13 protein-coding genes are annotated in these 10,586 nt (G+C 70.0%); 3 read left to right on the top strand and 10 right to left on the bottom strand.

The features are described 5' to 3' along the window. Positions 1-11 precede the first annotated feature (11 nt). The 7 genes from KUTG_RS07530 to KUTG_RS07500 form a co-directional block, all read right to left on the bottom strand. Positions 12-710 carry a S1 family peptidase gene (locus KUTG_RS07530; RefSeq protein ID WP_043715922.1) on the bottom strand — a complete coding sequence of 233 codons (699 nt, stop codon included), beginning with the start codon at positions 708-710 and terminating at the stop codon, positions 12-14. Next, the gene (locus KUTG_RS07525) at positions 710-1,417 is read right to left on the bottom strand and encodes a S1 family peptidase (protein ID WP_043715920.1); all 708 of its coding nucleotides are present in this window, start codon (positions 1,415-1,417) and stop codon (positions 710-712) included. Before KUTG_RS07525 ends, KUTG_RS07530 begins: the two co-directional genes overlap by 1 nt. Positions 1,418-1,525: 108 nt before the next feature. Further along, entirely contained in the window at positions 1,526-1,981 is a 456-nt protein-coding gene (locus KUTG_RS07520) for a pyridoxamine 5'-phosphate oxidase family protein (RefSeq protein ID WP_043715918.1), read from the bottom strand. Next, positions 1,945-3,033 (bottom strand): NAD(P)H-dependent flavin oxidoreductase, encoded by a 1,089-nt coding sequence (locus tag KUTG_RS07515; protein ID WP_043715915.1) that lies wholly within the window; start codon positions 3,031-3,033, stop codon positions 1,945-1,947. Before KUTG_RS07515 ends, KUTG_RS07520 begins: the two co-directional genes overlap by 37 nt. Then, complete coding sequence (locus KUTG_RS07510) at positions 3,020-3,694, bottom strand: CoA-transferase subunit beta (protein WP_043715913.1); 675 nt, start codon at positions 3,692-3,694, stop codon at positions 3,020-3,022. The genes KUTG_RS07515 and KUTG_RS07510 overlap by 14 nt, the downstream gene beginning before the upstream one ends. After that, positions 3,691-4,536, bottom strand: coding sequence for a CoA transferase subunit A (locus KUTG_RS07505; protein WP_043715910.1), 846 nt, complete (start codon positions 4,534-4,536; stop codon positions 3,691-3,693). The genes KUTG_RS07510 and KUTG_RS07505 overlap by 4 nt, the downstream gene beginning before the upstream one ends. A gap of 1 nt (position 4,537) precedes the next feature. Then, positions 4,538-5,278 carry an enoyl-CoA hydratase family protein gene (locus KUTG_RS07500; protein ID WP_043715908.1) on the bottom strand — a complete coding sequence of 247 codons (741 nt, stop codon included), beginning with the start codon at positions 5,276-5,278 and terminating at the stop codon, positions 4,538-4,540. Between the two features lie 68 nt (positions 5,279-5,346). Here KUTG_RS07500 and KUTG_RS07495 point away from each other — a divergent pair, with 68 nt between their 5' ends. The 3 genes from KUTG_RS07495 to KUTG_RS60880 all read left to right on the top strand — a co-directional run bounded on the left by KUTG_RS07495 (position 5,347) and on the right by KUTG_RS60880 (position 7,965). Beyond that, the gene (locus KUTG_RS07495) at positions 5,347-6,105 is read left to right on the top strand and encodes an SDR family oxidoreductase (protein WP_084579013.1); all 759 of its coding nucleotides are present in this window, start codon (positions 5,347-5,349) and stop codon (positions 6,103-6,105) included. Further along, a complete protein-coding gene (locus KUTG_RS07490; protein ID WP_043715905.1) occupies positions 6,102-6,956 on the top strand; it encodes an SDR family oxidoreductase in 855 nt (284 codons plus the stop codon). Before KUTG_RS07495 ends, KUTG_RS07490 begins: the two co-directional genes overlap by 4 nt. A gap of 112 nt (positions 6,957-7,068) precedes the next feature. Further along, positions 7,069-7,965 (top strand): hypothetical protein, encoded by an 897-nt coding sequence (locus KUTG_RS60880; protein ID WP_043715903.1) that lies wholly within the window; start codon positions 7,069-7,071, stop codon positions 7,963-7,965. Here the strand turns inward: KUTG_RS60880 and KUTG_RS07480 are convergent, their stop codons facing one another. From KUTG_RS07480 to KUTG_RS07470, 3 genes are read right to left on the bottom strand one after another with little or no spacing between them, the layout of a single operon-like run. After that, a complete protein-coding gene (locus tag KUTG_RS07480; protein WP_043715901.1) occupies positions 7,966-8,811 on the bottom strand; it encodes an SDR family NAD(P)-dependent oxidoreductase in 846 nt (281 codons plus the stop codon). A gap of 60 nt (positions 8,812-8,871) precedes the next feature. Then, positions 8,872-9,510: a class I SAM-dependent methyltransferase gene (locus tag KUTG_RS07475; protein ID WP_043728598.1), complete on the bottom strand. Its 639-nt coding sequence runs from the start codon at positions 9,508-9,510 to the stop codon at positions 8,872-8,874. A gap of 60 nt (positions 9,511-9,570) precedes the next feature. After that, a complete protein-coding gene (locus KUTG_RS07470; protein ID WP_043715899.1) occupies positions 9,571-10,515 on the bottom strand; it encodes an erythromycin esterase family protein in 945 nt (314 codons plus the stop codon). Between the last annotated feature and the right edge of the window lie 71 nt (positions 10,516-10,586).

Here is a 10,586-nt window from a genome sequence, read left to right as displayed (position 1 = left end):
CGTCGACGTTCTCACACTCCGGTCGTCGACCGGATCCAACTGCGGCTGGACGCGATGGAGGCGTAGTTCTGCGTGCCGTGGGTGTTCGACCCGCTGTTGCCCGCCGTCGACGCGACGCCGACCTCCGCCCCGTTGTAGACCTCGGGCCCGCCGGAATCACCGTGCCAGGCCGCGCCGTTCACGCCCTGGCTGGCGATGGCCCGCCCGCCGTAGGCGTCGGTGCTGCGCCCGGTGACCCGGACGTTCGCCGTGCGCAGCACCGAAGCCGGCGGGCTCTGGTTCAGCGTCCGGCCCCAGCCGTAGATCTGGTTGGTCGACCCGGTGGGCGGATCGGCCGACGCCAGCGGCATGTACGACGTCTGCACGGCCGTGGCCAGGTGCAGCAGTGCGATATCGCCGTTGGGCGAGGTGTACTGCCGGTCCACGGCCACGTTCGTGCCCTGGTCGAAGTTCACGTTGCCGATCTTCACGTGCATGCCGGAACTGCTCTGGCAGTGGTGCGCGGTGACCACCCACTGCGCCGCGATGATCGTGCCGGAGCATTCGAATCCGTCGAATTCGCTGCCCCCGCTGTTCCAGTAGATCTGCGCGCCCCACGGGGCCGAACTCACCTGCGTGCCGCCGATGATGTTCGGGCTCGCCGACGCCGCCGCCGGCGCGACCGCCATGGCCACGCCGACGAGTGCGGCCGCCACCGCACTGCCGCGCATCAGACCCCCGCGGTGCTGCGGATGAAGGAGCGGCTGGTGGCCACGCTGGCGTAGTTCTGGGTGCCCTGCGGGTTGGAGCCGCTGTTGTTGCCGGTCGAGCAGACGCCGACCTGCTGGCCGTTGTAGACCTCGGGGCCGCCGGAGTCGCCGTGCCAGGCCGCGCCGTTGATGCCGGTGCTGGCGATGGCCCGGCCGCCGAAGGCGTCGGTGCTGTGGCCGGTCACCCGCACGTTGGCCGTCTTCAGCACGGGGGAGGGCGGGTTGCTGCCCTGGGTGCGGCCCCAGCCGTAGATCTGGTTGGTGGTCCCGGTCGCCGGGTCGGCGCTGGCCAGCTTGCTGAACGTGGTGTTGATGGCGGTGCTCAGGTGCACCAGCAGGATGTCGCCGTTGGGCGAGGGGACCTGGCGGTCGACGGTGGCGCGCGTGCCCTGGCCCAGGTTCAGGCTGCCGACCAGGACGTACATGCCGGGGTTGTTCTGGCAGTGCTGCGCGGTCAGCACCCACTGCGGCGCGATGATCGTGCCGGAGCACTCGAAACCGTTGCCGGAGCCGGCGTTGGTCCAGTAGATCTGGGCGCCGTAGGGGATGTTGCTGGCCGCTCCGCCACCGATGATGTTCGGGCTGACGTCGGCCTGGGCCGGGGCCGCGACCAGGCCGGCCGCGAGGGCGGCACCGGCGATCGTGGCCGCGACAAGTGACTTGCGCATGGGAAATACACCTTTCGGCGACTGGCAGGGACAGTCGTGCGTAACCGAAAGCTAGCCCTGTGCGCACACCGGGAACACCCGACGATCGTCGGTACCTTTTCCGCCGTTTTACCCCAGTTTGCGGAAGTCCCAGGAGACTACGGTGTGCGGCCGCAGCCGCATCCACCCGTGCCGGCCGTCGTGGAACATCTGCTCGCCGCCGAAGTACTTGCGGGCGAACAACTTCTCCGGTTCGACCAGCTCAGCCACGGGTTCGCCGGTGCGCGGCGCCTCGCCGACGAACTCGACCTCGCCGCGCAGCTCCACCCCGTGCAGCTCGCCGTATTCCCGGCCGCCGTCGACCAGAACCGCCACCTTGGGATCCCGCTTCAGCTGGGCCCACCGCTTGGCCCGCGTGATCGAGGTGAGCCAGAGGGTCTTGTCGTGCCACAGAAACCACAGCGCCGTCAGGTGCGGGCCGTCCGGGCCGGCCGTCGCCACCCGACAGGTGCGTTCCGCGCCGAGGAACTCGTCGAGTTCCTCGGCGCTCAGGGCGATGCGTCGGCCACGCCGCTGTTCTGCCATCGTCGTCCTCCGGCCAGTCCGTCGATCACCGCGGTCGCCTGCGCGACGATGCCGGTGATCAGTTCCTCGCAGCTTGGCAGATCACTCAGCACGCCGACCACCTGTCCGGCGGCCAACACGCCGGCGTCGGTGTTGCCCTGCACCAGCCCGGACCGCAGCAGCATCGGCGTGTTGGCCGCCATGATCACCTGAGACCAGCTCAACTCGCGGCCGTGCTTCATGCGCAGGCCGTCGCCGATCATGGTCTTGAGGCTCATGCCGGTCAGCGCCTTGAACTTGCGGGCATTGGCCAGCGCGCCGAGCAGCGACCGGAACCGGCCGGACCGTTCCAGCTGGTTGACGAGATCGGTGCGCAGCACCCGGTGCGGCATGCCGTCGACCTTGGTCGTGACGACCGTGCCGTCCAGACCCCCTGCCAGGTAGAGACGTTTGACTTCCTCCGGCACCGGACTGTCGCTGGTCAGTAGAAACCTTGTGCCCATGGCGATGCCGGCCGCGCCGTAGGCCAGCGCCGCCGCCAGGCCGCGCCCGTCGTAGAAGCCGCCGGCTGCCACGACCGGGATGTCCACGGCGTCGACCACGCTCGGTAGCAGCAGCGTCGTCGCCACCGCGCCGGTGTGGCCGCCGCCCTCGCCGCCCTGCACGACGACGGCGTCGACACCCCACGCGGCGACCTTCTCGGCGTGGCGGACCGCGCCGATCGACGGCATCACCACGATGCCGTGGTCCTTCAGCTTCGTGATCAGGTCCTTCTTGGGGGCCAACGCGAAGGACGCCACCTTGACACCGTGCCTGATCAGCAGGTCCACCCGGTCGGTCGCGTCGGAGGCGTCCGAGCGGAGGTTGACGCCGAACGGATTCTCGGTTCGCCGCTGGGTTTCCGTGATCGCGTGGTCGAGCTCTTCGAGGGTCATCGTGGCCGAGGCGATGATGCCGAGGCCGCCCGCGTTCGCCGTGGCCGACACCAGGCGTGGGCCGGCGACCCAGCCCATGCCCGTCTGCACCACCGGATGCCGCACGCCCGTGAGGCGCGTGAGCTCAGTCTCGAGCATGATCCGGGTCCAGCTTGTCGATCAGCTCCAGCTCCTGTGGCGACGGCTCGCGGGTCGTGCCGACCTGGTCGGTTTGCAGCGGGAAGCCGGTGTTGTCCAGGACTTCCTCGACCGTCACGCCGGGATGCGTCGACACCAGCCGCATCGAGCCGTCCGGGGTGGCGAAGTCCAGCACGCACAGGTTGGTGACCACCCGGTGCACGTGGTGGAATCCGCGGTCGTGGCCGACACCGCTGACCACGTCCACCTGGGGCACGAAGATTCGCTTGCTGTGCTTGGGAACCCAGTAGCTGGTGCGGTGGTTGACGGTGTTGCCCGGTGCCCCGCGGAAGCCCAGCAGCTGCCGGGTCGGCTTGTCGTGGTCGCCGATGCACGAGATGTTCTGGTTGCCGAAGCGGTCCAGCTGGTTGGCGCCCATCACCACGTGCCGGCGGCCGCCGGCGACCACGTCGAACACCTTGCGGTAGGGCAGCCAGCCCTCAATCCCGTTCTCCCCCAACAGGTATGCCTCGCCATCGGACATCAGCAGGTCCGGCTCGGCCGTGAGGCGGGCCAGCTTCGCGCCCAGCTGGGGGATCAACCCCATGGGGCTGGCCAGGATCTCGCCTGCGCCGAGGAACAGATCGGCGCAGGCGGCCACGCACACGTCGATGCGGCTCATGACGACAACCCCTGCACGGCGAGTTGGTATCCGGTCTCGCCCCGTGACAGGAACTGGTCCACGAAGGACGGCCAGAGTTCCTCGTCGGCGGCGGATTTGGCGTAGTGGCGCTGGAACTTCTCGTCACGGCCGTAGTCGGGCACGCAGGAGGTGAAGTGCGCGCCGTTGGGCGTCTCCACCACGCCGTCGACCATCATCCGGTTGGTCAGCAGCGACTGCGGCGGCCCGTCCAGCTCGGAGGTGTCCACGATCCGTTCGCACGACAGGAAACGGCGCTTGGCCGCGAGGCAGAACAGGTCGTCGAAGTACGGGTCGGGGCCGAGGTACTGGCCGTTGCCGTGCCGGTCGGCCCGGTTGAGGTGGACCAGCGCCACGTCGAGGTTCAGCGCCGGCATGGCGACCAGTTCCTCGTCGTCGTAAGGGGATCGCACGGTCTTCAGCTCAGGGTTGACCCGCATGACGTCCGAGCCGAGGCCGGCGCGGATGGGCAGGAACGGCAGCCGGTGGGACGCGGCGAGCAGTCCGCTGTAGAACATGCCCTCGTCGTACTCGCTGACCTCGATGCCGCCCTGCTGGCGCACCCGCTGGAACCACGGGTCGTAGGCGATGCTGTCCAGGGAGACGAAACCGAACACCAGGCGGCGGACCTTGCCGGCGGCGCACAGCAGGCCGACGTCCGGGCCGCCGTAGGAGACCACGGTCAGGTCGCGCACCGGCGAGTCGAGAATGGCCCGCACCAGGGCCATCGGTTTGCGCCGCGAGCCCCAGCCGCCGATGCCGACGGTCATCCCGTCGGACAGCTCGGCGGCCACCTCGGCCGCGCTCATCCGCTTGTCCCGCATGTCATCCCTCCAGGAAGGCCCGACGCGCCTCGTCGGAAACACCGGACAGGTTCAGCTCGAAGGTGAAGCCCTGCTCGTAGCGGTAGCTGCGGTGCACGTGCTGCGGGTCGATGCCGTTGAGCGCCTCCTTGGCGCAGCGGATCACCCGGGTGTCCTTGGCGGCGATCTCCTCGGCCAGCGCCATCGCCGCCGCGTCGAGCTTGTCCGGCGACACCACCTCGTACACGGAACCGTGGTGGTGCAGCTGTTCCGCCGAGATCCGCCTTGCCGTGTAGTACAGGGTCCGCATCAGATGTGGCGGCACCAGCCGGGCCAGGTGGGTGGCCGCGCCCAGCGCCCCTCTGTCCACTTCGGGCAGTCCGAAAGTGGCATCCGTTGCGGCGACGACGATGTCCGCGTTGCCGACCAGTCCGATGCCGCCGCCGAGGCAGAAGCCGTTGACCGCGGCGATGACCGGCACCTCGCAGTCGTAGACCGCGGAGAACGCCGCCGCGCAGCCGCGGTTGGCGCCGATCAGCGCGTCGAAGCCCTCGGTGGCCTGGATCTCCTTGATGTCCACGCCCGCGTTGAAGCCGCGGCCCTCGGCGCGCAGCACCACGACGTGGGTTTCCGGCCGTCGTCCGGCGGCGACCAGCTGGTCGGCCAGGTCGAACCAGCCCTTCACCGGGACGGCGTTCACCGGGGGATAGTCGATCGTGATCACCGTGACGCCGGATCCGGTGTGGCTGCTGGAGATGCCCATCGGCACTCCTTCCCAACCTAGCGGTTGCTTGGTACGTTAACAGGCATCCGCTGACCTTGGAAGTGCCGATGAGACTGATCGATGAGGCCATGGGCGACCGTGTGGCTCTCGTGACCGGCGGCACCAGGGGAGTAGGGGCCGGGATCACGCGGGTTTTCCGTGACGCCGGCGCCACCGTCATCACCTGCGCCCGCCGCCCGCCGGACGTCCCCGATCCCGACTTCGTGGCCTGTGACGTGCGCGAACCGGCCGAAGTGGCGGCGCTCGTCGCCGGCATCGTCGATCGGTACGGGCGACTGGACGTCCTGGTCAACAACGCCGGCGGGGCGCCGTCGGTGCCGGTCTCCGAGGCGTCGCCGCGCTTCCACGCCAAGGTCGTCGAGCTCAACCTGCTGGCGCCGCTGCTGGTCTCGCAGGAGGTCAACCGGGTGATGCAGGAACAGCCCGGCGGCGGCGCGATCGTCATGGTCAGCAGCGTCAGCGGGCGGCGGCCGTCGCCCGGCACCGCCGGATACGGGGCGGCCAAGGCCGGGTTGGACAGCCTGACCGGCAGCCTGGCCGTGGAGTGGGCGCCCAAGGTGCGGGTCAACGCCCTGGCGGTGGGGCCCGTGCGCACCGAGCTGTCCGACCTGCACTTCCCGGACCTGGCGGCGGTGGCCAAGACCGTGCCGCTGGGGCGGCTGGCCGAGCCCGAGGACGTCGGCCACTGCGCGCTGTTCCTCGCCTCGCCGCTCGCTTCGTACGTGTCGGGCGCGACCCTGCTCGTGCACGGCGGCGGGGAATGGCCCGCCTTCTATACGGCCCAATCGGATCAGGGAGCACGATGAGTCGCGTAGCCATCGTCACCGGGGCCGGGCGCGGTCTGGGCCGCGCCCACGCCCTCGCCTTCGCCGCCGCCGGCTACTCGGTGGTCGTCAACGACCTCGATGACGCGGCCTCCGCCGTGGTGGCCGAAATCGGCGCGCAGGCCGTGGCCAACCGGGACGACGTCGCCGACTGGGACGGCGCCGCCCGCCTGGTCGACACCGCCCTGGACACCTTCGGGCGCTTGGACGTGTTGGTCAACAACGCCGGTTTCGTCCGGGACCGCATGCTGGTCAACCTCGGCGAGTCCGAATGGGACGATGTGGTCCGCGTGCACATGAAGGGCCACTTCGCGCCCCTGCGGCACGCCTCGGCCTACTGGCGTCAGCAGCACAAGGCCGGGCATCCGGTAACGGCACGCGTGATCAACACGACGTCAGGGGCAGGACTGCTCGGCAGTGTCGGCCAAGGCAACTACTCGGCCGCCAAGGCCGGCATCCTCGGCCTGACCTTCGTCGCCGCGGCCGAGCTCGATCGCTACGGCGTCACCGTCAACGCGATCGCCCCCGCGGCACGGACCCGCATGACCGCCGACACCTTCGCCGCCCAGATGGCCGCGCCTGTCGACGGTTTCGACGCCATGGCCCCGGAGAACGTGTCGCCTTTGGTGGTGTGGCTGGGAAGTGAGGACGCCGGCGACGTCACCGGCCGCGTCTTCGAGGTCGACGGCGGCCGCATCTGCCTGGCCGACGGCTGGCGTCGCGGGCCCACCGTGGAACGTGAAGAACGTTGGCCTGTCGACGAAGTCGGCCCCGCCGTGCGAGCACTGCTCGACAAGTCCGTGCCGCCCGAGCCCGTCTACGGTGCGGGGTGAGCCGGTCACGCACCGGCATTCGGCCTAACGAAGCGGCAACGAAACTGTCCATTGTGGTCGCAGCGGCGCATTCTCCGAGTGGAACTCCACTTCGCCGCCGCTGGAGGCTGCCATGGCCAGGTCGGTCATCCGCTTCTCACTCGCCGCCGCGCTGATCGCCGGCGGTGTGGCGCTGTCCTTCGCCGGGGCCGCCTTCGGCGCGCCCCCGACGCCGCCCCAGTCCGGCGACCCCCGTGCCGTCGTGCACGCCGGGAACGTCACCACCTGCGCCGCCGCCGGCCTCGCCGGCGGGATCATCAGCGTGACTGCCACCGTCGTCTCCAACACCTACATCACCATCACCGCCGTGCCCGCCGGCACCACCGTGACCGGCGTCGTCGTCAAGGGCGCGCCGGCCTACAACGTGTACCTGCCCGGCTCGCTCGGAGCGCTGCCGTGGACCGCCCTGCACCCGCCCCTGGCCGGCAACAGCGGCATGCCCGCGACGCTCAGCCACTGGTTGGTGTGCGGCACCGAGACCACGACCACTCCGCCGCCGACGACCACCACGACGGTCCCGACCACCACCACGACCACCACTGTGCCGACGACGACCACGACGACGTCCACGACCACGACGACCACCACTGTGCCGACCACGACCACCACGAGCACGACCGTGCCGACGACGACCACTACCACCACCATGCCGCCGAGCACGACCACCACGACCAAGAAGCCGCCGGTCACCACCACGACGACGCCGTGCCCGACCACGACGACTACCACCGTGCCGATGACCACCACCGGGACCACCACGACCACGATGGTTCCCACCGGCACGACGCTGCCGCCCACCACGACCGCCGCCCCGGTCGTGCCGGTCGACGTCCCGCCGATCGACACCGGCGGCCAGGCGCTGGCCTACACGGGCTTCAACGGCGGCTGGCTGATCGTCCTGGCCCTGGTCCTGATGCTCGCCGGACTGTCGCTGCTGACGATCCCGAGCCTGCTGGTCCGGCGGCGCTGATCAGCCGATCTGGGCCGACAGCGGCGGCGTCGCGCCGTCCACGTCGGTGAACCCGTAGCGCACGGCCAGTCCGGCGGTCGTCTCGATGCCGCCGGACCGGTCGAGCCGGGTCGGGTCGGTGGCCAGGCCGACGATGCCGCGGCCGATGAAACGCGGCGTCTCGGCCTGCCCCACCTCGAACATCCGGCCGTCCGGGAAGTCCAGCACCTTGCGGCCGTCGGCGGTGGTGCGGGCGGCGGCGAGCAGGAACTCGGTGCGGACCAGGCCCGGCCAGATCGAGAACACCGACACGCCACGGTCCTTCAGTTCGACGGCCATGTCCGAGGACATCTTGTCGGTGGCGGCCTTGCCCACGCCGTAGGCCACGTTGTTCTGGTACACGGCCGCGCCCGGCGACGACAGGTTGGCGATCACACTGCCGGCCGGCATCAGCGGCACGGCGTGCACCGCCGCCACGTAGTGCGCGCGGGTGCCGAGGCCGACGATCTGGTCCCACACGCCGACCGGCAGGTCCCAGAACGAGTGGCCCATCGTCGGCGCCATGTCCGGCGCCGAGAAGACGTTGTTGACCAGGATGTCCAGCCCCGACTGCTCGTCGGCGACCCGGGCGAACAGGGCCGCGATCTGCTGGTCGTCCCGGTGGTCGCAGGCCACCGCGATGCCCGTGCCGCCGGCCTGCGTCACCTCGTCGGCCGTGTCGCCGATCGTGCCCGGCAGCCGGCCCGGCTTGGTGCTGCGGCCCGTCACGTACACCGTCGCGCCGGCCGCGCCCAGCTCGATGGCGATGCCCTTGCCCACGCCCCGGCTCGCGCCGGTGACCACGGCGACCAGGCCCTTGAGATCCATCCCGCCACGCTACCCCGATCGGTGTGGACGATGCGGACGACGCTGTCCACAAGGGAAAGCTCACTTGCGCGCCCGCACCGAGAACGTGATCGGGGCCGCCTCGCCGCCCTCGCCGAAGCGCTCCATTCGCAACCCCGCGTCCGTCACCGCGTTCAGGAGCTCGTGCAGCGGATAATGCTTCGCCCCCACCCGGTTGCGCACCCCCTTGTCCGTCCACGACTTCTTCGTCCAGCTGCCGTCGTGATAGCCCGGCGTGATCACGATGCTGTCCGGATCCGACCGGTCGGCGAAGTGCCCGCAGAAACAGGGATGCACCCCGACGTGGACAAAAACCCCACCCGGCCGCAGAACCCGGCGCACCTCCCGCAGCACCTTCGGATAGGCCGGCATGTCCGTGTGCACCATGACCGAGACCACCGCCGGCACCGAGTCGTCCGCGAACGGCAGGCGCTCGGCATTCGCCCTCGCCACCGGCAGCCGCTCAATGGCGTACCCCAGCATGCCGGTCGACAGGTCGATGCCGACCGGCGTCCAGCCGAGGCCCCTCACCGTCTCCGCATGCGCCCCGGTCCCGCAGCCCACCTCAAGGCACACGCCGTCACCCGCGCCCAGCAGCTCCCCGAGCTGCCGGTACAACCCGGGCAGCGGCTCGAAGTCCTGCTCGTACCAGTCAGCGATCTCGTCGTAGGCAGCTTCCACCCCGTCCACGCTGGCGTGAACGGGGTGGAAGCGGCAAGCCTGTTCGCTACCGGATGACCATCACCGGTAGCGGGCGGGCGTGACCTCGCGCCAGTGCACGATGACGTCGAACCACTCGGCGAGCGAGCCGCCGGACAGGTGGTAGGCGGCGTTGTCGTCGGGGTCGTAGCTCGGGCCGATCAGCCGGGTCATGGTCGGGCGGTCGAGCCAGGTTCGAACCTCGGCCGGGCCCGGGTCACGCAGATCCAGCAGAAAGGCGTCCAGGCCGGCGGCGCCGAGCGTGGTCTCGGCGAACTCGGCCGGTGGCGCGGGAATGTCGTACGACGTCGAGCCGTGGTGGAAGGTCAGGCCGACGGAGAGGTGACCGGATCCGAAGGATTCCCGGAGGTAGCTGCCGGCGCTTCGATGGACGGCCGGCGGCGTCGATGGTGAGACGGTGCGGGTACGGCTGTTGGCGGTATGCCCGATGCCGCCCCAGTAGACGATCTTGTGCCCGGTCTGCTCGTGCCACCGGATGACGTTCTCGGCCAGCAGCCGCTCGATGTCCGCAAGACTGTCCTGTGTGGACACAGCTCGCCCGCCGGCCGGGTGGACGATGCGGACCGCGTCGGCCGGATGCCGCTGATTGTGTCGACGAACCCAGTTGACGGCATCGAGCAGCTCCCCGGTCCGCAAGAACGGCCGCGCGTTGGCCAGTAACGCTCCTGGATCACGGGTGCCCGTGACCACGTACTCGTCGAGCAGGGCGCTCGTCGCGTCGTCGCCTTCGATCGCCAGCGACCGGAAGCCCAGCTCCTCGACGAGAAACCTCAGTATCCGGTGGGAGACGCCCGCGAGCTCATGCGTGTCGCGGAGCGAGACACCGAGGACGGCCAGGCTCGCGTCACCGACCATCACCCGCAAAGGTGACAGATCAGTGAGCGCGCTGCCGGGATCGGCGGTGGTCAGCGGGTGGGCGTGGTCGTTGATCCACTGTGTCAGGGTGTCGGTGGTCGAGGCGGGCATGTGATCACTCTCGCGCCTCCACCTTGCTAGAGGTCAAGCGAATATGCCGGTACCCCGTCCACACCGGCGTG

Source organism: Kutzneria sp. 744, from assembly GCF_000568255.1.
In the GTDB taxonomy this organism is placed as follows: domain Bacteria; phylum Actinomycetota; class Actinomycetes; order Mycobacteriales; family Pseudonocardiaceae; genus Kutzneria.
The sequence above is the reverse complement of the archived record's forward strand: the minus strand, read 5'-3'. Positions and strand labels throughout refer to the sequence as shown.